The 20,491-nt window shown below is 62.7% G+C and carries 17 protein-coding genes and 1 other RNA gene; 9 read left to right on the top strand and 9 right to left on the bottom strand.

Features of this window, described 5'->3' with window-relative positions:
- Positions 1 to 26 precede the first annotated feature (26 nt).
- Together ssrS and Q358_RS0102170 are read left to right on the top strand one after the other, a co-directional pair.
- Positions 27 to 211: non-coding RNA, 6S RNA (ssrS, locus tag Q358_RS18110), on the top strand.
- A 7-nt stretch (positions 212 to 218) separates the two neighbouring features.
- The gene (locus tag Q358_RS0102170) at positions 219 to 863 is read left to right on the top strand and encodes a 5-formyltetrahydrofolate cyclo-ligase (protein ID WP_245598257.1); all 645 of its coding nucleotides are present in this window, start codon (positions 219 to 221) and stop codon (positions 861 to 863) included.
- A gap of 337 nt (positions 864 to 1,200) precedes the next feature.
- Here Q358_RS0102170 and ilvA read toward each other — a convergent pair whose 3' ends face one another.
- Positions 1,201 to 2,715: a threonine ammonia-lyase, biosynthetic gene (gene ilvA / locus Q358_RS0102160; protein ID WP_027960534.1), complete on the bottom strand. Its 1,515-nt coding sequence runs from the start codon at positions 2,713 to 2,715 to the stop codon at positions 1,201 to 1,203.
- Positions 2,716 to 2,909: 194 nt separating this feature from the next.
- Between ilvA and rpiA the strand changes: the two genes are divergently transcribed.
- Complete coding sequence (gene rpiA / locus Q358_RS0102155) at positions 2,910 to 3,599, top strand: ribose-5-phosphate isomerase RpiA (protein ID WP_027960533.1); 690 nt, start codon at positions 2,910 to 2,912, stop codon at positions 3,597 to 3,599.
- 24 nt (positions 3,600 to 3,623) lie between these two features.
- Here the strand turns inward: rpiA and waaA are convergent, their stop codons facing one another.
- The 3 genes from waaA to Q358_RS16370 are packed head-to-tail and all read right to left on the bottom strand — an operon-like array spanning position 3,624 to position 7,424.
- Complete coding sequence (gene waaA / locus Q358_RS0102150; RefSeq protein WP_043487515.1) at positions 3,624 to 4,901, bottom strand: lipid IV(A) 3-deoxy-D-manno-octulosonic acid transferase; 1,278 nt, start codon at positions 4,899 to 4,901, stop codon at positions 3,624 to 3,626.
- Complete coding sequence (hldE, locus tag Q358_RS0102145) at positions 4,901 to 6,331, bottom strand: bifunctional D-glycero-beta-D-manno-heptose-7-phosphate kinase/D-glycero-beta-D-manno-heptose 1-phosphate adenylyltransferase HldE (RefSeq protein ID WP_027960532.1); 1,431 nt, start codon at positions 6,329 to 6,331, stop codon at positions 4,901 to 4,903. The genes waaA and hldE overlap by 1 nt, the downstream gene beginning before the upstream one ends.
- On the bottom strand, positions 6,321 to 7,424 hold the full coding sequence (locus Q358_RS16370; RefSeq protein WP_043487514.1) for a glycosyltransferase family 9 protein: 1,104 nt from the start codon (positions 7,422 to 7,424) through the stop codon (positions 6,321 to 6,323). The genes hldE and Q358_RS16370 overlap by 11 nt, the downstream gene beginning before the upstream one ends.
- Here Q358_RS16370 and Q358_RS0102135 point away from each other — a divergent pair.
- Positions 7,423 to 8,142 (top strand): 3-deoxy-D-manno-octulosonic acid kinase, encoded by a 720-nt coding sequence (locus Q358_RS0102135; protein ID WP_027960531.1) that lies wholly within the window; start codon positions 7,423 to 7,425, stop codon positions 8,140 to 8,142. The two genes, Q358_RS16370 and Q358_RS0102135, sit on opposite strands and share 2 nt — an antisense overlap.
- Positions 8,143 to 8,303: 161 nt before the next feature.
- Here the strand turns inward: Q358_RS0102135 and Q358_RS16365 are convergent, their stop codons facing one another.
- The 3 genes from Q358_RS16365 to Q358_RS16355 all read right to left on the bottom strand — a co-directional run bounded on the left by Q358_RS16365 (position 8,304) and on the right by Q358_RS16355 (position 11,639).
- On the bottom strand, positions 8,304 to 9,569 hold the full coding sequence (locus tag Q358_RS16365; protein ID WP_245598256.1) for an O-antigen ligase family protein: 1,266 nt from the start codon (positions 9,567 to 9,569) through the stop codon (positions 8,304 to 8,306).
- Between the two features lie 184 nt (positions 9,570 to 9,753).
- The gene (locus Q358_RS16360; RefSeq protein WP_043487512.1) at positions 9,754 to 10,719 is read right to left on the bottom strand and encodes a glycosyl transferase family 90; all 966 of its coding nucleotides are present in this window, start codon (positions 10,717 to 10,719) and stop codon (positions 9,754 to 9,756) included.
- A gap of 5 nt (positions 10,720 to 10,724) precedes the next feature.
- On the bottom strand, positions 10,725 to 11,639 hold the full coding sequence (locus Q358_RS16355; protein WP_245598255.1) for a glycosyltransferase family 4 protein: 915 nt from the start codon (positions 11,637 to 11,639) through the stop codon (positions 10,725 to 10,727).
- Between the two features lie 227 nt (positions 11,640 to 11,866).
- Here Q358_RS16355 and Q358_RS0102110 point away from each other — a divergent pair, with 227 nt between their 5' ends.
- Together Q358_RS0102110 and Q358_RS0102105 are read left to right on the top strand one after the other, a co-directional pair.
- Positions 11,867 to 12,619, top strand: a complete 753-nt coding sequence (locus tag Q358_RS0102110; protein ID WP_027960528.1) for a glycosyltransferase family 2 protein — start codon at positions 11,867 to 11,869, stop codon at positions 12,617 to 12,619.
- Positions 12,620 to 12,676: 57 nt separating this feature from the next.
- Positions 12,677 to 14,356, top strand: a complete 1,680-nt coding sequence (locus Q358_RS0102105) for a sulfatase-like hydrolase/transferase (RefSeq protein ID WP_043487509.1) — start codon at positions 12,677 to 12,679, stop codon at positions 14,354 to 14,356.
- A 7-nt stretch (positions 14,357 to 14,363) separates the two neighbouring features.
- Here Q358_RS0102105 and waaF read toward each other — a convergent pair whose 3' ends face one another.
- Together waaF and rfaD are read right to left on the bottom strand one after the other, a co-directional pair.
- Positions 14,364 to 15,419 (bottom strand): lipopolysaccharide heptosyltransferase II, encoded by a 1,056-nt coding sequence (gene waaF, locus Q358_RS0102100; protein ID WP_027960526.1) that lies wholly within the window; start codon positions 15,417 to 15,419, stop codon positions 14,364 to 14,366.
- Positions 15,412 to 16,368 (bottom strand): ADP-glyceromanno-heptose 6-epimerase, encoded by a 957-nt coding sequence (gene rfaD / locus Q358_RS0102095; protein WP_027960525.1) that lies wholly within the window; start codon positions 16,366 to 16,368, stop codon positions 15,412 to 15,414. The genes waaF and rfaD overlap by 8 nt, the downstream gene beginning before the upstream one ends.
- A 99-nt stretch (positions 16,369 to 16,467) precedes the next feature.
- Here rfaD and glyQ point away from each other — a divergent pair, with 99 nt between their 5' ends.
- From glyQ to gmhB, 3 genes are all read left to right on the top strand, one after another.
- On the top strand, positions 16,468 to 17,442 hold the full coding sequence (gene glyQ, locus Q358_RS0102090; protein ID WP_043487507.1) for a glycine--tRNA ligase subunit alpha: 975 nt from the start codon (positions 16,468 to 16,470) through the stop codon (positions 17,440 to 17,442).
- Positions 17,443 to 17,444: 2 nt separating this feature from the next.
- On the top strand, positions 17,445 to 19,511 hold the full coding sequence (glyS, locus tag Q358_RS0102085; RefSeq protein WP_027960523.1) for a glycine--tRNA ligase subunit beta: 2,067 nt from the start codon (positions 17,445 to 17,447) through the stop codon (positions 19,509 to 19,511).
- A 260-nt stretch (positions 19,512 to 19,771) separates the two neighbouring features.
- On the top strand, positions 19,772 to 20,356 hold the full coding sequence (gene gmhB, locus Q358_RS0102075; protein ID WP_027960522.1) for a D-glycero-beta-D-manno-heptose 1,7-bisphosphate 7-phosphatase: 585 nt from the start codon (positions 19,772 to 19,774) through the stop codon (positions 20,354 to 20,356).
- Positions 20,357 to 20,491: the final 135 nt, after the last annotated feature.

Here is a 20,491-nt window from a genome sequence, read left to right as displayed (position 1 = left end):
TTCCTCATGCTCTGATACGATGAACTCGTTCTCTGGGGTGTTTGCCAGTCGTTATAGTCCCTCGAGCCTATGCGCAGTACCCAGGGGGCCAAATGCTAGCCGGACCCGTGTGCATGTCCGTGCGTCGGAAAGCCTGACGGTTCGGCTGCGGCCACCCACCTTGAACCAATGGGTTCAAGGGCCAGAACGACAGCGGCACTCTGGGGAACCCCGTCCACATGATCCATCTCATGCCGACACCCGCCGCACCCCCTTCTCTTGCCAGTTTCGATGGCTCGCGCCGTGAGCTGCGTCGCGAACTGCGCCGTCGCCGCCGCGCCCTGACGCCCGAGCAGCGCCGACTCGCCAACCAGCGCCTGTGCCGCCAGCTCAGACGCCTGCCCGAGGTACAACGCGCCCGACGCGTGGCGCTCTACCTGCCCAACGACGGCGAGATCGCCCCCACGCCCCTGATCGACTGGTTTCGGCAACGCGGCGCCCGTATCTATCTGCCGGTTCTCCGGCCGCTTTCCGACAATCGGCTGTGGTTCGTGCACTACCATGCCCATACGCCCATGGTCCGCAATCGCTTCGGCATCGCCGAGCCCGCCACACGCCATGGGGCCCATCGCGCACGACGACTGGCCCCCTGGGCCCTGGACCTGATCCTGCTGCCACTGGTGGGCTTCGACGACGCCGGCCAGCGCATGGGCATGGGCGGCGGCTTCTACGATCGTACCCTGGCCTTCACCCGCCGCCCGGGGCCGCGCCCGCGCCTGATAGGCCTGGCCCATGACTGCCAGCGGGTCGATTCCCTGCCGACCGCGTCATGGGACGTGCCGCTCGACGCCATCGTCAGCGATATCAGGCTAGTACGCCCCTGAGGCGATAGCTCAGGAACGCGAACGGGCCGATGCCAGCTGGCATCGGCCCGTTGCTTTCAGACAGAGGCTCGGCAGGTCGCGATCAATTGCCTACCAGGGTCTGGGCATATCCGGTTGCCACGACGCCAATACCGAACAGCAGCACCAGGGCCCAGACCACATCAGGCTTGCGCTTCATCATCGACTCCGAATAGTGAGTTCACTCAACGCGGCCGACTATAAGCGGACTGAATCGTCAGGACAACCGTTTCGACTCAACGCACCGCCCTTGAAACCTACGTCCTTCCTGGCGCACAAGGCGAGTCAGCGCTCACCTTCACTGATGTCCCTTGAGCCTTCAGGCCATGAAAAGCCGGTAGGCGATGTTATCGGACTCCTTCCAGTAACGATAACCGATGGCATCGAAGTACTCCTCGACGTGGGAGCGATCGCCATTGGGCACCTGCATGCCCACCAGCACCCGACCGTAGGCGGCGCCGTGGTTGCGGTAGTGAAACAGCGAGATATTCCAGTCATGGGGCAGATGGGTAAGAAAGTTCATCAGCGCCCCCGGGCGCTCCGGAAACTCGAAGCGATAGACCTCCTCCTCGAACTGCTGCGTGGGGCGCCCCCCTCCCAGATGGCGAATATGCAGCTTGGCCAGCTCGTTATCGGTGAGGTCCTCCACCGAATAGCCGGCATCACGCAGCCTGTCGATCACCGCCTGGCGATCCTCGCCGCCGGGCTTCACCTGAAGCCCGACGAAGATGTGCGCATTCTCCGGGTCGGCATAGCGATAGCTGAACTCGGTGACCATGCGCTTGCCGATGATCTTGCAGAACTTCTTGAAACTGCCCGGCCGCTCGCGGATGGTCACGGCCAGGATCGCCTCGCGCTGCTCGCCGAGCTCGGTGCGTTCGGCGATATGCTGGAGGCGATCGAAGTTGGTGTTGGCCCCGGAGTTGATGCACAGCAGTGTCTGTCCCTCGGCACCGGTCTGCTGAATATACTTCTTGAGGCCCGCCAGGGAGAGGGCGCCGGAGGTCTCGGAGACCGCCCGGGTCTCCTCGAAGATATCCTTGACCGCCGCACACATCTCGTCGGTCGTGACGGTGACGATCTCATCGACCAGCTCACGGGCAATATCGAAGGGCACCTTGCCGACCTGGGCCACGGCCACCCCCTCGGCGAAGACGCCTACCTGATCGAGCGTGACCCGCTTGCCCGCCTCGAGCGCCGCCTTGAAGCTGGCGCTATCCTCGGCCTCGACCCCGATCACCTTGATATCCGGGCGCAGATACTTGACGTAGGCGGCCACGCCGGCGATCAGGCCGCCGCCACCGACCGGCACGAAGATGGCATCCAGCGAACCGGCATGCTGGCGCAGGATCTCCACGGCGATGGTGCCCTGGCCCGCCACCACATCGGCATCATCGAAGGGCGGGATATAGGTATAGCCGTGCTCCTCGATCAACGTCTGCGCATGCTCGGCCGCCTCGGCGAAGGCATCCCCCTTGAGCACCACCTTGGCCCCGCGGGCCCGCACCGCCTGTACCTTGATATCGGGCGTGATGCGCGGCATCACGATGGTCGCCTTGACGCCCATCTGCTTTGCCGCCATCGCCAGGCCCTGGGCATGGTTCCCGGCCGAGGCCGCGATGACGCCCTTGGCCTTCTGCTCCTCGCTGAGCAGGGACATCTTGTTATAGGCACCACGGATCTTGAAGGAGTGGACCGGCTGCAGGTCCTCACGCTTGATCAGAATGGTGTTGCTGAAACGGCGGGAGAGAAAGGGAGCGGGCGAGATGGGGGTTTCCCGGGCGGCTTCATAGACCCGGGCCTGGAGAATCTTCTTGACGGTAGCTTCGAGCATCCTGATATCCCAGAGGCGTGACGCGAGAGGACGCAGCATGAATGCTGCAGTGCGGGGGAACCCTTATTGTTATCATCTACACCGGCTCAGCGTCCAGCAGCGGGCATCGGCAGACGGGGCCGGCTGGCCTATAATGGCGGCCCCTTGCACGCCGACCTCGCCCACATCACTCACGCTCCCAGGGAGAACGTCCCATGACTCAGGCCCGCCTATCCCAAGACCAGCTCAAGGATGCCGTCGCCTCGGCCGCCATCGACGAGGTTCGCCCTCACCTGCATCGCGACACCGTGCTCGGTATCGGCACCGGCTCCACGGCCAACCGCTTCATCGACCGTTTGGCCGAACTGCGTCACGACTTCGCCGGCACCGTGGCCAGCTCCGAGGCCAGCGCCGAACGGCTACGCGGCCACGGCATCGAGGTCTTCGAGCTCAACTCCGTGGGCACGGTGCCCTTCTATATCGACGGCGCCGACGAAGTGAACACTCACTTACACATGATCAAGGGCGGAGGCGCGGCACTGACACGCGAGAAGGTGGTGGCGGCCTGTGCCGAAACATTCATCTGCATCGCCGACGCCTCCAAGCGCGTCGACCGCCTGGGCGACTTCCCGCTGCCGGTGGAGGTCATCCCCATGGCCCGCTCCTATGTGGCCCGGGAGCTCGTCAAACTGGGTGCCGACCCGGTCTACCGAGAGGGGGTGGTCACCGATAACGGCAACCAGATCATCGACTGCTTTGAGTTCATGATCGACGACCCGGTGGCCATGGAGGCACGCCTCAACGCCATCGTCGGCCTGGTCACCAATGGCCTGTTCGCCGCCCGGGGCGCCGACGTGCTGCTGCTGGGTGGCGATCAGGGCGTGGAGCGTCTTATTCCCGCCTGACAGGCCTCCGGAGTCAGTGGGTGCTTACTTCGACGCTAATAGCGTGCCCAGGCCCTCGAGGGTCTTTACGAGGGCGCCGCGATTGGCGGCTACCACGCCACGCCCGGCCTCGCCGAGGCGATGACACTCGGCGGGGTCGGCAAACAGCCTGATCAACGCCTCGCCGAGGCCTTCTCCATCGGGCGCCTCTACCAGGGCATCGGCGGCGCGCAGCACCGCGGCCACATCGGCGAAGTTCGCCAGCTCGGGGCCGCTGAGCACCGGCACTCCCTGGGCCGCGGGCTCGAGCAGGTTATGCCCCCCGACCGGCACCAGGCTGCCGCCGACGAAGGCCAGGTCGGCCGCCCCATAGAGCGCCGTGAGCTCCCCCATGGTATCGGCCAGATAGACCGAGGTGGCGTCGCGAGGTGGCTGGCCCTGCGAGCGCCGAGCCATCGCCTGGCCCAGGCGCTCGCAGAGACTCGCCACCTCGTCGAAGCGCTGGGGATGACGCGGCACCAGCACCAGCAACGCCTCGGGGTAGCGCCGACGCACCAGCGCATGGGCGGCCAGTATCTGTGCCTCCTCGCCTTCGTGGGTGGAGCCCGCCACCCAGACATGTTGCCGACCCAACTGCCGACGCAAGCGCTTACTTACCCCCAAGGCCTCGTCATCAGCAGCGACATCGAACTTCAATGAGCCCACCACGGTGGTGCGCGAGGCCGGCATGCCCAGTTCGGCGAAGCGCGCGGCATCCTCGGCGGACTTGGCCGCCAGCCAGTCGACGCCGCCCAGCGCCTCGCGCATCAGCGGACGCAGCCGCCGATAACCATCCAGGGCACGCTCGGAGAGCCGGCCGTTGACCACCGCCACCGGTATACCGCCACGGCGGCAGGCGTGGAGCAGGTTGGGCCACAGCTCGGTCTCGAAGAACAACGCCAGCTCGGGGCGCAGGCGTTCGACGAAGCGCGCCGCCGCGCGGGGGAAATCCAGGGGCACGAAGTGATGGGCCAGCCGGCCATCCCCGCGCCCCTCTGCCAGGGCACGCAGGCGCTCGGCACCGGTGGCGGTCATGGTGGTCACGGTCAAGGCGTGATCCGGATAGCGTGCGAGCAACGCATCGATCAATGGCCTGGCCGCCTGGACCTCGCCCACCGAGGCGCAGTGCAGCCATAGCATGCGCACGTCGGAGGGTGTCTCGGGTATGCGCCCCAGGCGCAACGGCCTGGGGTCGGTAAGCGCATGCTCACGACGCAGGCGCCGCCATATCAGGGGAGCGGCCAGATGCAGCGCCGCGGAATAGGCCTGCCGGGGCCAGCCCATCAGCTCTCGCGATCGAGGATGGTGGAGATCATCGCCGTGGTGGAGACGCCATCCTCGAAGCCCAGCACCCGCACCTCGCCCCCGGCGTCGAGCACGGCCTGGCCGCCGGCAATCTCCTCGGGTCGATAGTCGCCCCCCTTGACCAGCACATCCGGCAACACCGCCTCGATCAGCCGCTGGGGGGTCTGCTCGCCGAAGGCGACGACCCAATCCACCGCTCCGAGGCCGGCGAGCACCTGCATGCGACGCGCCAGGGGGTTAATGGGCCGCTTGGGGCCCTTGAGGCGGGCGATGGAGGCATCATCGTTGACCGCCACGACGAGCCGGTCACCGAGCCTTCGCGCCTGCTCCAGATAGGCCACATGGCCGGCGTGGAGGATGTCGAAGCAGCCGTTGGTCATCACCACTCTCTCGCCGCGGGCCTGGGCGGCACGCACCGCCTCGATCAGCGGCGGCTCCTCGATCACCCCGAATTCCGCCAGCTTGTCGCCATGCAGGGCGGTATAGAGCTCGGCGATGGACAGGGTCGCCGTCCCCGGCTTCCCCACCACCAGGCCGGCGGCCAGGTTGGCCAGGGTCATCGCCTCGGGGAAGCCATGGCCGGCCGCCAGGGCCAGCCCCAGTACGCCGATCACGGTATCGCCGGCACCGGTGACGTCATAGACCTCCCGGGCGCGAGTGGGCAGGTGCAGCGGGTCATGCCCCTCGCGGATCAGGGTAATCCCCTTCTCGCTGCGGGTGATAAGCAGCGCCTCGAGTTCCAGCTCGGCACGCAGGGCCTCTCCCCTCTCGGCGAGTTCGGCATCGTCACGGCAATGCCCCATCACGGCCTCGAACTCGACCAGGTTGGGGGTGATGACGCTGGCCCCGCGATATCGCGAGAAATCACGCCCCTTGGGGTCCACCAGCACTCGCTTGCCGCTGGCACGCACCAGGGCGATCAGGTCCTCGACGCGGTTCAGGGTGCCCTTGCCATAGTCGGAAAGGATCACCAGGTCGCTCTCGGGCAGCGCGGCCTCCACGCGCTCCAGCAGCCCGGAAGTGTCCGCATCGCCCAGCCCCTCCTCGAAGTCGAGGCGGATCAGCTGCTGGTTGCGGCTCATCACGCGAAGCTTGGTGATCGTGGGCACACCCGGGCTGCGCTGGAAGTGAGTACTCACTCCGGCGTCTTCCAGGCGGCCGACCAGGCGGTCGGCGTTGTCATCATCGCCCACCAGGCCGGACAGCGCGGCATGGGCCCCCAGGGAAGAGATGTTCAACGCCACGTTGGCGGCCCCACCGGGACGGTCTTCGCTCTCCTCGACGCGCACCACCGGCACCGGCGCCTCGGGAGAAATACGCGAGGTACCGCCATGCCAGTAGCGGTCGAGCATGACATCGCCCACCACCAGCAGGCGGGAATGCTCCAGGGCAGTCAGATCAAGTCTCATCGTCGGCTGGCGTCCTTTCCATGGGGTGGTCGGCGGCGTAGCGCAGAGCCGCCTCGAGGCGCTCGATCACGTCATCGGTACGAATCAGCGACATGGCATCGGGGTGGCGGACCCGCTGGCCCCAGGAGACCGCTTCGGTCTCCTTGTGCAGATAGGTGCGCACCGCCTGAGGATAGCGATTGACCACGAAGTCGCGCCAGCGGTACGGCGCGGCACGGTCGGGATTGGTGGTGGCGTAGAGCCCCACGGTGGGCGTATTCAGCGCATTGGCCATATGCACGGGCCCCGAGTCCGGGGCGATGACGGCCTCGGCGGCATCGATCAGCGCCAGCAGCCCCTTGAGAGAGGTCTCGCCGATGGCATCGATCACCGCCTCGGCCGGACACAGGGCCTGGATACGCTCCCCTATCTCCCGCTCCTGGGTACTGCCCCCACCGGTCAGCACCGTGCACAGGCCATGCTGCTCCCAGGCGTGCTGGGCCACGGCGGCATACCCCTCGGCGGACCAGTTGCGGAAGTTACGCAGCCGCGGGTTGGCACAGGGACTCATCAGCAGATAACGCGCATCGCCGGTCAGGGAGCGCGCCTCGTCATGGGCGGCGAACGGGATCGCCAGGTTCCACTCCAGGCTCAGGTCCTCGACACCCAGCAGCCGGGCGAAATCCAGGAAGGACTCCAGCACATGGGCGCGCGGGTGGGGTGAGATCTGACGATGGGTAAACCAGTGCTGGGCATCCTTGGCACGCGCCTTGTCGTAGCCCACCCGTACATCGGCCTTGAGCCCCAGGGAGAGCGCACTGGCACGCAGCGCCTGCTGCATGTGCAACAGCACGTCGAAGCGGGTATCGGCCAGTTCACGCCACAGGGCCCGCATGCCGGCCAGGCCGCTGGCCTTGTCGTAGACCACGAACTCGACCCCGGAGAGGCCCGCCAGTAGACTGTGCTCGGCCTTGCCGACGATCCAGGTGATGCGCGCCTCGGGCCACTGGCGCTGCAGGGCGCGAATCGTCGGCACCAGGTTACAGACATCGCCCAGGGCGGAGAGTCGCAGCACGCCGATGTGGCGCGGTTGGGCGGGCAGAGGATGCTTCATGCGCTTGGCAACATTGAGAGCGGGAAAGTTCCATATTCTATATGATGCGGACAGTTTATGTGACGCCGGCGCGGCGCCACAAATCGGCCCGTCAACCTTCGACCCCGACTGGTGGCAGGCGCAGGGGAAGATCACCGGCCAGGCCCCGGGACGCGGCGCCAGCCTGTTCCTGAATGCCGGTAACGGCGAGGAGTGGGTGCTGCGCCCCTACCGCCGCGGCGGCCTGGTGGCCCGGCTCAGTGAAGCCCGCTATCTATGGACCGGCCTGGAGCGCACCCGCGCCTTCCGCGAGCTGCGCCTAACCGCCGAGCTGCATGCCCTCGGCCTGCCGGTTCCCCGCCCGGTAGCCGCCAGCGTCACCCGCCACGGCCTGACCTATGCAGCCGCCCTGATCACCGTGCGCATTCCCGGCGCCCGCGCCCTGGCCAGCCTGCTAGAGAGCGGCGAAGCCGATGACGCCCTGCTGCAACGTGTCGGCGCCACCATCCGGCGCTTCCACGACACCGGCCTCGACCATGTCGACCTCAACGCCCGCAACCTGCTGGTGGATGAAGCCGGCAAGGTGTGGCTGATCGACCTTGACCGCTGCCGGCTGCGCCCCGATGGTGCCTGGAAGGCCCGCAACCTGGAGCGGCTCGGGCGGTCGCTGGAGAAGTTCGGGGCAACCGATGTCCTGGAATCGATTCAGAAATCTTACAAGCAAGAAGGTCAGAAATAAGACAGCATGTTCATCATGCGTATAAAAGAGTCTGCTGAAGTCATCAGTGCTTATACTTGTAAGATCATCGATGTTTAGGCTAGCTATAGAGTTCCCTCCGAATAAAAGCTAGAGGAGTTCTTCCGAGATCACTCTAAGTCAGTATGACTGCAGCCTCCCTATCACGAATCGTGATAGGAAGGCTTCTGCCCGCGATGGACACCCCAGAGCACAGCTAGAAGAAAGGCATACATCATGGTGCCACTGTTATGGGCGAGGAACGCCTGGGTCAGGCTGAAATCGATGTAGGTCACACTCAACAATGCGCCGGCAACTGCCACTGAGCGCCGAGATAGATCTGGTGTACCAAAGCCACGAACAAACAACGTCAACGGCACCAGATAGAGCGCCATCAAGCTGAGAAAGCCGAGCATGCCACGCTTGGCAAAGATATCCAGGTACTCATTGTGGGCATGACTAAACTTCGCTGCGGAAGGGTCGACCACACCCTGATCGGCTAACTCCTGCATGGCAGGCCGGTAACCGTTCTCGCCCCAACCGCTCAAGGGCTTCTCATTGATCAGATGGGCCGCCCCCTTCCACATCTCGAAGCGCATCCCGACTGAGGTATTTCGATTGCCGCCAGAAAGGTACTGATCAATGTTATTCACGGCCTGTATGACACGGTTCTCAACGCCGGTCTCCTTCACCTGGTAGACAACGACAAGTGCTACCACCAGTAATGCCGAGAGTGCCAAGGCAGCTCTCATCGACAAGTCACGGCCATAGGCCCGATACAGTACCAACAAAATGAACGGCACCCCCACCCAGCCCCCACGGCTGCCCGAGAGCAGCGATGAGAGCACTCCCAGTGCGGCACCGCTACCCATCAGCAGGATCCAGGAGTACCGATGGCGCTGCACTACGGCCCACCCCAGCCCCGCCAGGCAGAGCACGCCTAGCAACATGCTCAAGTTGCCATATTGGATGGGGTTCATATCTCCGGAGGCACGAGGAACACCTTCTACGAAGCGCTGCCATATGGCCCAACAACCGGCACCAATGGCACCCACGGCCAGGCCACTCCACAGCCACGCGAGCCGTGGTGGATAAGCCATCACAAGCAGCAATACCGGCACCGCTAGTAGGAATCGCACCGGCTTATCGACGTCTCGCCAACCCTCACCTATCCACCCAGCCCAGATCATGCCTATCAGGGCCGTTACAGCCAACACCGCCATCACTGCGGCATCAACACGCTCCAAGCCGAGCCGTGGACGACGCCAGAGTAACACCCCGCTGCCGAGCAGCAGCATTGCCGCGCCAATGGAATAGCCGCTGGGCACCACCAGCGGCAAAGCCCCCAGTAGAAACACGGCAAGCCTGGTATAGCGAGCGCTCCAGGCGAACGCTGTCGGATTATTGTCGCTGCGGGGGTTGGTCTTCAAGAAGGTGATCCACTAGCTTTGTCCATTCAGGGAGGACCTATGCTAACAGAACCGGCTCGGAATTCACCGGATCAGAATAAAAAACGAGAAAACTAGAAATGGCAGTATTATATTAAAAACATATTATTTAATAAACTAGGTTTCTAGGCAAAAAATGAAAAATCCTCTCGCCAGCTTTGTAAAGCTAGCACTGACCAGAGCTCTCGAAGTATTTCTTCATAACCATGAGACTGACAAAAAGCTCTTTTCGGCTATCAAGAAACTGGAGCACATACTGATTAGCATTATGAATAACCCACTTCGCTTCGTCTGGGTGACTTGTGTAGTAGGAAACTTTCTCCTCAAGATCCGAATAATCATCTTTGACAAGCACGTAGTGGTAATCTGGAACCAGCGCCCCCTCCATGAACCAGGTTTCATATTTAGGCTTTGTCATAAAGCATAGAGAATTTGATGCCATGATCCACTTTAGATTTGTTGCAACATCATTCCCTTCAATACTCAGAACATATTTGTAGCGCAACTGTTCCGACACTGACATGGGCTCGCGGTGCCACGGCTTCCCTTCGGCTTTACGGTGTACATCACCGACATCGCAAAGCGAATGATTATGGAACGCCTCAATAAAGCGGCGGCGGTGGGGCTGATGGCAGGCTCCACGCCATACGACCTTGTTCAACTTGGCATCAAAGGGGATTCTGTCCCTGACAAAGTAGTAATGACGGACCTGGTTAAGCTTCAGTAGCACTGAATTTCTATTGTCCCCCGCTACCGGGCGGCTCTTGAGGAATGTAGGTAGCTCAGGAACTTCAGTAACATCGCCAAATTGATAGAGGAAGCGAAAATCTTCAGGAAAAAAACGTAGCAAGGACACCATATCAAGATAATAGGCCCAGCTTTTTTCACGCTTAAACTCACGAATTCTTGGTGCCGCATCAGGAAGGGCAAACGGAAAAGAGCACTGATTGTAGAAATCAACCCTGTGACACAAGGCCAGCTTTTCGACATCATCCAACCGTTCGACATGGCGCAATAAGGAATCGCGATGGCTGCGAAACCAGGCAGTTGGAAGCAAGCTACGAGCCGCGTGACGGGAGTAGAAGCTCAGTTTGTGCAGATTCTTATGACTACGCGACGAAACAGAAAGCATATCAGCTATCCAGAATAATGACTCTGAATTTCATTGTAAAGCCTCAAATAAGAGGTTGCCATGGACGTACTGGTATAATTCGCCAGCTGTTTTCTGGCACTGTTGCTCAGCGCTTTGCCTACAGAAGGATCGTCGTGCAGCCTAGCCAAACATTCAGCCAGAGCGTTGGCATCACCATCGGCTACCAATAGTCCGGTTTGTTCATGGTGAACGATATCGGGAATGCCTCCGACGTCAGTGGCGATAATCGGGACCCCCATATCCATTACATCCAACAGGACTGAACCCAACCCCTCATAATGCGAGGGAAAGGCAAAGACATCTAAGCCAGCGATATAGTCGCCAATATTCTCCTTGAACCCCAGCCAGCTGATATTTTTCATATCAAGGGACTCATGCTTTAAAATATCTTCATCTTCCCCCTGACCCAAAAAGACGAAGTGCATATCCGGATACCGGCTAGATAGTTGACGAGCCGCCTCAAGCAGTACACGCTGGCCTTTTGCTCGATCGACCAGAGCGCCCGCATGCCCGACAATAAACTTGCCAGTTAGATTATCTCGAAAGGCCTTAGTTTTCGCGTCGTCTTGTGACAGCCCCGCCATAGCGCTGGGAATTAAATCCACGTCGCCCCAACCTCGCAAAAAAAGCGTCTCACGAATAGGACTTGAAATCGCAACACGCCTCGCCGCATGGCTGTAGCAGAGCCGGTTCGACAAGCGATTCTTCACAGGAGTATTCATCCGGCGGGTCAGAATGTATGGCACCTTGAACCACAGATGGTGCACACACGCCCAATGCACAGCCTTCGCCTCATGAGCATGAACAATCTCCGCTTTCCCAGCCGCACCATGCCCTGCAAGCTGATGATTCGCTGTCACAAACTCGAGGTTCTCGACGCCCGCAAGACGCTCCCTCATGGGAGAATCCTTTCGGCAAACAAGGGACTGCGTTAGATTAAACTGGGTTGCCAGCGCTTCGATCAGCAGTATTGTCTGCCGTTCCCCGCCTCGGAACCCCTTTGCGAGGTTGACGTGTATTATCTTCAATGGTTGATCACTAGGTCCGTGAAGGTTCCAGTAAGCATAACAGCCACGGATAGTCGGGCCTATCCCAAGGCCACATATCTCTTTCAGGGAGAAAGCCTATGAGCATTGCCATCAGCGCCGTCATCATCACACGCAATGCAGGCTCCACGTTCGAGAAGACGTTGGCATCCCTCAGTGATTTTGATGAGGTGGTGGTCTACGACAATGGCTCAATCGATGAGACGCTCGCCATTGCCGAACTCCACCCCAATGTGAGGTTGTTCCAGGGCGAGTTCTTCGGATTTGGACCAACCAAGCGTCATGCCGTATCCCTGGCTAGCCATGACTGGGTGCTGTCTCTGGATGCCGATGAACGGCCTACCCCGGCACTGATCGAGAGCCTGAGAACCTGGGATTGCCACTCTGAGCGTGACGCGGCAGCCCTGGTCCAGCGCAAGAACCTGATGCTGGGCAAGGAAGTTCGCCACTCCGGGTGGGGAAAGGACTGGCTGGTGCGCCTTTTCAACCGCCGCTTCTGCAATTTCAATGATGCGATGGTGCATGAGTCCGTGCAGACGGGTGAGAATACCCAGGTGATACGCGCGGACGGAGCCATCATGCATGATGCCGTCACTGACCTCTCCCAGTTTCTGGAGAAGGTCAATCGCTACTCCTCCATCCGAGCAGAGCACAGCCGCCGTCCCATTGCACCGCCGCTGATCGTCGCTAAGTCACTGTTTGCCTTCTTTCGCACATACATTCTCAGGCTGGGATTTCTGGATGGCTGGCGAGGCCTCGTCATCGCCTTCTCCAACGCCAATGGCGTATTCTGGAAGTACATGAAGGCATATGCACTCCACCAAGCTCCCTGACTGCATCAGAAATTGCAGTTGGGATGGTATCCATCTCATTTTACCCTACAGAAATCCATGAAACTCCCTTCCACTCCAGACCGGCTCAAACATCCCCGCTGGTGGGCCCTGCTCGTCATCGGGCTCTGCCTCGGCTATGCCATCGTCACCGTGGCGGTGCTGCCGGCGTGGAGCCTGGTGCCCATCGCCGGTGCCTGGCTCGGCCTAGGCTGGCTGCTGCGCTGGGGAGAACCGGCGACCCCCAGGCCACCGGCCCGGGTCTGGCCCTGGTCGCTGGTACCCCTCTGCCTGTGGGGGGTCTACGTCTACCTGGCCGAAAGCTTCGGCATCGTCGAGATCGGAGCGATATTCTTCCACCTGCAAGCGGGCATTGCCGAGCATGGCGGCAACGAACGCCTGCTGGCGGCAGCACTCTATACTCTGACAATGCTGGTCCTGCTGGCCGCCTTCACCTGGCTGGTGCGCCATGACCATCGCTGGCGTTTCGCGGATCGCCTGTTGGCACTGGTACTGATCGCCAGCAATCCGCTCTTCTACAGCATGGGGCAACGCAGTGCGGCCATCGTCACCGATGACGGTGCCTGGCTGGACCGCCGCTACGTGATCCCGACGATCCGAAAGGCGCCGGAAAATCCTCCCAACCTGCTGCTGCTCTACCTGGAAAGCATGGAGCATACCTATGCCGACCGCCAGCGCTTCGGCGATGCCTATGCCTTCCTCGATGCCCTGGGCCGGCGCGGCCACGTCTTCGAAGGGGTACGCCAGCTGGAGAATACCGGCTGGACCATGGCCGGCATGATCGCCAGCCAATGCGGCGCCCCGTTGATGCCGGCGGGGTTGCTCCACGATAGCCAGTTCGAACCTTTGGGCCGCGTTGTCCCCGGCGTTGAATGCCTGGGCGATGTGCTGGAAGCACAAGGCTATCGGCTCAGCTTCCTGGGAGGAGCCAGCACCGAATTCGCCGGCAAGGGCATCTTCTACGAGGATCATGGGGTCGACAGGGTCATGGGCCGGGCCGCGCTCGAGCCGCGCCTGGAGGACCCCGAGTATGTCAATGACTGGGGGCTCTTTGATGATAGTCTCTATGAGTTTACCGTCGACGAGATCCGCCGCCTGGAGGCGGAAGATACCGGCCCCTGGGGCGTGATCAACCTGAGCATCTCGGGCCATGCGCCCAATGGCTACCCGGCCCGGGCCTGCCGAGAACGCCAGGGAGAGTTCGATGGCGAGGACATCCTCTATTCGGTGGAGTGTTCGGCCTGGCTGGCCTTCGACCTGATCGACCGACTCGACAACGAGGGGTTGCTGGAGAATACGCTGGTCGTGATCGCCAGCGATCATCTGACGATGCGTGTGTCGGCCTGGGAGCAGCTGATTGCAGGCAAGCGTGACAACACCTTCATGCTATTGGGCGAGGGTGTCGAGGCCGGTGCGCGCACCCGGCGTGAGGCCGCCACTATCGACCTCTTTCCCACCATCCTGGAGGCAATGGGCTTTACCATCGAACGCCATCGAGCGGGGCTGGGTGTTTCCCTGCTCGCCGGGAAGACGACGCTGGTAGAGCGACACGGCCTGGCCGACCTGGCGGCCCGCATGCACGAGGAGACGGCACTTCAGCACCGGCTGTGGGAGGGCTTGATACCCGAGGGCAGACAGCAGGAGAGTGGGCAGGCCACTCCGCGACAGGTGCTGGAGGCGCCCGGGAACGCCGCGGACCAGGCCCCCAGCATGCACTAGCGGCGAATCAGCCCTTCACGATGGTGGCCCGCCACGCATGAATGGCCCGATGCACTCGCTCGGGATTCATCTCCACCAGGCAGCGCGTGTGTCCCAGCGGACAGACGCGTTCGAAGCAGGGCGAACACTCCACGGCCAGATAATGGATCTCGGCATTATCGGTCAGTGGCGGCGTATAGGCCGGCGACGAGGAACCATAGAGGGCCTGGATTCGCGTGCCCACCGCCGCCGCCACATGCATCAGCCCCGAATCGTTGGTCACCACCTGCTCGCAGTCGGCCAGCAGGTCGACGGCATCCGCCAGTCGCGTCTTGCCACACAGGTTATGAGCCCCCGCCAGCCCCTGGGCAATCGTATCGCCCGCCTCGGCGTCCTTGGGGCCCCCCAGCACGCGCACCTCGAAGCCCTCCGCCACCAGGGCCTCGGCCAGGGCACGAAAGTGCGCCAGCGGCCACTGCTTGGCGGGGCCATACTCGGCTCCGGGCATCATGCCGATGGCCGTGGCCGTGGAAAGTCCCAGGCGCTCGCGCAGCGCGGCCTGATTGTCGGCATCCACCATCAGTCGCGGCTGGGGAAGTGTGACACCACCCAGGGCCGACGCCTCGGCGGGCAGTCCCAGGGAAACGAAGCGCTTGACCGTCTGGTCGAGCACGCCCTTGTCGAGGCGGCGGCGCTCGGTGAGCAGCCCATAGCGCTGCTCACCGTGGAAGCCGGTGCGTCGCGGAATTCCTGCCAGGAAGGGCACCAGCGCCGACTTCCAGGAGCGCGGCAGCACGATGGCACGATCGAACCGTCCACGCAGTCCACGGGCCGTTTCACGGCGCCGGGACCAGCCGAACTGGCCATGCGCCACATCCAGGGCGATCGCCTCATCCACCTCGGGCATGCGCTCGAGAATCGGCAAGGACCAGCCCGGCGCCATCACCGCGAGAGTGCAGCCGGGGTGGCGAGAGCGTAGCGTCATCAGCAGGCTCTGGGCCATCACCATGTCGCCGACCCAGGAGGGACCGACCACCAGGATGCGCTCGCCGTTTTCTCCTCTCGAAGGGGCCGGCTCAGCCATTCAGCCACTCCAGATACTCGCGAACCCCCTCGGCCACGGTGCGGAACTCGCGGTCGTAACCGGCCTCGCGAAGCCTCGAGATATCGGCCCGGGTATAGCTCTGATAGCGCCCCTTCAGCTCGTCGGGAAAGTCGATATACTCGATGACTCCATGGCCATGGTAATCGGTCACCGCCTCGCCGATCGCCTTGAAGGGTTCGGCACGCCCGCTGCCCAGGTTGAAGATGCCGGACGCCTCTGGATGGTCGAGGAACCACAGGTTCACATCCACCACGTCCCCGATATACACGAAGTCACGGCTCTGCATGCCCGCCTCATAGCCGTCCCAGGCGCCGAATAGCTTGACGTTCTGACCGGCACTGATCTGGGTATGGTGATGATAGGCCACGCTGGCCATCTTGCCCTTGTGCTGCTCCCGGGGGCCATAGACGTTGAAGTAGCGGAAGCCCACCACCTGGCTGCGGAATGAGTTCCAGTGGACCCGCACATACTGGTCGAACAGCAGCTTGGAGTAGCCGTAGACATTGAGCGGTTTCTCGTGCTCCGGGTCCTCCTGAAACACCTCACTACCGCCGTAGGTGGCCGCCGAGGACGCGTAGAGGAAGGGAATGCCGCGTTGCTGACAGAAGTGCAGCAGTACCTTGGAATACTCGAAGTTGTTATCGAGCATGAAGTGGCCATCCCACTCGGTGGTATCGGAGCAGGCCCCCTCATGGAAAATCGCCTCGATCTCCGGGAGTTGTGCGGGCTCACCCCGCAGCTCGGCCTCTACCCGGCGACGAAAGTCACGCTTGTCCAGATAGTCGCCGAGGCTGCAGTCGGCCAGGTTGACGAACTTGGTGCCGTCGCTGAGGTCGTCGACCACCATCACGTCCTGGTGGCCGCGCTGGTTGAGTGCCTTGACTAGGTTTGAGCCGATGAAGCCGGCCCCGCCTGTTACTACGATCATGGAGAGAATCCTCTGTCTCGGGGCGTGCGCCTATAACCGATCTGCCGGTGATTGTATACTTGACGCCCTGTGAATTCATGGCCAATGGTGCTTTTCCCAATGACTCTCGCGACACCTGCGTCGACCTCGGCCTCCGGACCGACGCCCGACGCCTCAACCTTTCAGGGACTGATCCTGGCCCTGCAGCAGTACTGGGCGGAACAAGGCTGCGTGGTGCTGCAGCCGCTGGACATGGAGGTCGGTGCCGGCACCTTCCATCCGGCGACCTTCCTGCGCTCCATCGGTCCCGAGACCTGGAACGCCGCCTATGTGCAGCCCTCCCGCCGTCCCACCGACGGCCGCTATGGCGAGAACCCCAATCGCCTGCAGCATTACTATCAGTTTCAGGTGGTAATGAAGCCCTCCCCGGCACACTTCCAGGAGCTCTATCTCGGCTCCCTCAAGCGCCTGGGACTGGATCCTCTGATTCACGATATCCGCTTCGTCGAGGACAACTGGGAATCCCCCACCCTGGGTGCCTGGGGCCTGGGCTGGGAGGTATGGCTCAACGGCATGGAGGTGACCCAGTTCACCTACTTCCAGCAGGCCGGCGGCATCGAGTGCTTCCCCGTGACCGGTGAGCTCACCTACGGCCTCGAGCGTATCGCCATGTACCTGCAGGACGTGGACAGCGTCTACGACCTGGTCTGGACCATTGGCCCCGACGGCTCCAAGGTGACCTACGGCGACGTCTACCTGCAGAACGAACGTGAGCAGTCTACCTACAACTTCGAGTACGCCGACGTCGACTTCCTGTTTGGCGCCTTCGACCAGCAGGAACGCGACTGCTCGAAACTGCTCGAGGCCAACCTGCCGCTGCCTGCCTATGAGCAGGTACTCAAGGCCTCGCATACCTTCAATCTGCTCGATGCCCGCCACGCCATCTCGGTGACGGAACGCCAGCGCTACATCCTGCGCGTGCGCACCATGGCGCGTGACGTGGCCCACGCCTATCTCGAATCGCGCAAGGCCGCGGGCTTCCCGTTGGCCCCCGAGGCTCTGCGCCGCGAACTGCTTGAACAGGGAGACGCTTGAACATGGCTGCCAACACCCTACTGGTCGAACTGGGCGTCGAAGAGCTCCCTCCGAACGCCATCGATACCCTTTCCGATGCCCTGGCCGAGGGCCTGTCTCGCGGCCTGAGCGACGCCGACGCTGCCCATGGTGAGGTGCGCGCCTATGCCACGCCGCGCCGCCTGGCGGTCCAGATCGAGGGCCTGGCCGACAAGCAGCCCGACCGTGAAGTGGAGAAGCGTGGCCCGGCCCTGGCGGCGGCCTTCAAGGATGGCCAGCCCACCAAGGCCGCCGAGGGCTTCGCCCGCTCCTGCGGCGTCGGCGTGGATGAGCTGATTCACCTGGAAACCGACAAGGGTACCTGGCTCGGGTATCGCGAACATCAGCAGGGCGAGAGCATTGCCGCCCTCCTGCCCGCCATCCTGAAGAAGGCCATCGCGGCCTTGCCGGTACCCAAGAATATGCGTTGGGGCGCCTCACGGATGGAGTTTTCCCGCCCGGCACACTGGCTTGTCGTGCTCTATGGCGACACGGTCATCGAGGCCGAGGTGCTTGGCCTCGAGGCCGGGCGAACCACCCGTGGCCACCGTTTTCATGCGCCCGAACCCATCGAGCTGGCCCATGCCGATGACTATCTCGCCACCCTGGAGCAGGCCTGGGTACTGGCCGACCGCGACAGGCGCCGCGAGCGCATTCGTGAGCAGGTACTCTCCGAGGCGGAAGTACAGGAAGCCACCGCGGTCATCGACGAAGACCTGCTGGTCGAAGTCAGCGGCCTGGTCGAGTGGCCCGTGGCCCTGACCGGCAGCTTCGACGAGCGCTTCCTCGAAGTGCCCGCCGAGTGCCTGATCTCCTCGATGAAGGCCAACCAGAAGTATTTCCACCTGCTCGACGACGAGGGCCGTCTCAAGCCGCTGTTCATTACCGTTGCCAATATCGACAGCGCCGAGCCCCACCGCGTGATCGAAGGTAACGAGAAGGTCATTCGCCCCCGCCTGGCCGATGCCGCCTTCTTCTACGACACCGATCGCAACCGCACCCTGGCATCGCGCACCGATGAACTCTCCGGCGTGGTCTTCCAGAAGCAGCTCGGCACCCTGGCCGACAAGGCTCACCGCACCGCCGCCGTGGCGGCCTTCATCGCCGGCCAGATCGACGGTGATGTCAGCCATGCTCGGCGCGCCGCCGAATTGGCAAAGTGCGATCTGGTAACCGAGATGGTACTCGAGTTTCCCGAGCTTCAGGGCACCATGGGCCGCTATTACGCCGCCCAGGATGGAGAGCCTGCCGAGGTGGCCCAGGCCATGGAGGAGCAGTACCTGCCGCGCTTCGCCAGCGATGCCATTCCCCGGAGTCGTACCGGTCAGGCCCTGGCCCTGGCCGACCGCCTCGACACCCTGACCGGGATCTTCGGCATCGGGGCCCGTCCCACCGGCACCAAGGATCCCTTTGCCCTGCGGCGTGCCGCCATCGGTGTGCTCAATATCCTAATCAAGGGCGAGCTGTCCCTGGATCTGCGCGAACTGCTCGACCTGGCCGCGGCCCAGCACCAGGAGCTGCCCTACGCCGAGCATCTCGTCGATGAGGTGCTGGCCTATATGCTCGATCGCTTCCGGGCCTGGGGCCAGGGCGAGGGCATCTCCACCGAGGCCTACCTCGCGGTGCGGGCACGGCCCGTGACGCGGCCGCTGGACTTTGCCCGTCGCCTGCGCGCGGTGCAGGCCTTCACCGGCCACGCGGAGGCGGCCACCCTCGCCGCCGCCAACAAGCGCGTCTCCAACATCCTCGCCAAGCAGGCCGATGAGGTCGGTAGCGCCGTGGAGGCCTCCCTCCTCCAGGAGGCTGCCGAGAAGTCGCTGCACGAGGCGGTATCCCGGCATCGCGACAGCGTGGCGCCGCTGCTGGCCGAGGCCCGTTACCAGGAGACACTCGACACCCTGGCCGGCCTGCGTGAGCCGGTAGACGCCTTCTTCGACCAGGTGATGGTGATGGCCGACGATGAGAGCGTGCGCAGCAACCGGCTCTCCTTGCTGGCGGATCTACGCGCCCTCTTCCTCGAGGTCGCGGATATCGCGCAACTGCAGCAGTAACCGCAGAACATACCACCAACGAAGCCGGCAGCCATCGCTGCCGGCTTTTTCATGCCTCACAGAAAGCCGGCATCCAACCGTTCCACAGACAGACCGCCACGATGTTTCACGTGGAACATGACGGCACCAGGCTCGACTCGCTGCATGGCTATCGGCGCCTCTTGAACTCACCCTTCGCGTTTATGGCGACTCCTTGGCAGGCGATGTTCCACGTGAAACACTGCGATCCAGGCATAATCGGCAACAAGGAACCCTCAACCATGCACTCTCCTGACCGCCTGGTGATACTCGACCGGGATGGCGTGATCAACCGGGATTCGGACGAATACATCAAGTCTCTGGCCGAATGGATCCCCTACCCCAGCGCCATCCAGGCCATCGCACGATTAAGCCAGGCCGGCTGGACCGTGGCCGTGGCGACCAACCAGTCGGGCATTGCCCGCGGCTACTATACCGAGGCCACCCTGGCGGAGATGCACGCCCGGCTATGCCACCTGGTTGCCGAGGCCGGCGGTAACATCGCTCATATCGCCTGGTGTCCACACGGCCCGGATGACCGCTGCCATTGCCGCAAACCCCATCCCGGGCTACTGGCACAGATTCGCGACGCGCTGCACCTGGGCGAGTTATCCGGAAGCTGGATGGTAGGAGATAGCCTGCGTGACCTGCAGGCGGGCGATGCCATGGGGTGCCGGCGGGTGCTGGTGCGCAGCGGCAAGGGCGAGCGAACGCTTGAAAAGCATGCCGAGCTTGAAGCACCGGAAAGCGACACTCTGGTCTTCGATGACCTGGCTGGTTTCGTCAGCTGGCTTCTGGGCGACGAGAAGCGAGGAAATAAGGCGTAAGCCGCCAGGAGGATTGCACCTAGCAAAAAACCGGAAGCCACGGATCAGCTGCTGTTTATTGTGGCTTCAGCGATGAAAGGCCCGCCATCGGTATCGATGGCGGGCCTTTCATTGTCACCCGATGATGGGCCCTCC

Origin of the sequence: Halomonas halodenitrificans DSM 735, from assembly GCF_000620045.1 — a bacterium.
GTDB lineage: Bacteria > Pseudomonadota > Gammaproteobacteria > Pseudomonadales > Halomonadaceae > Halomonas > Halomonas halodenitrificans.
Note: the sequence above shows the minus strand (reverse complement) of the source record. Positions and strands in the feature narration are given on the sequence as shown.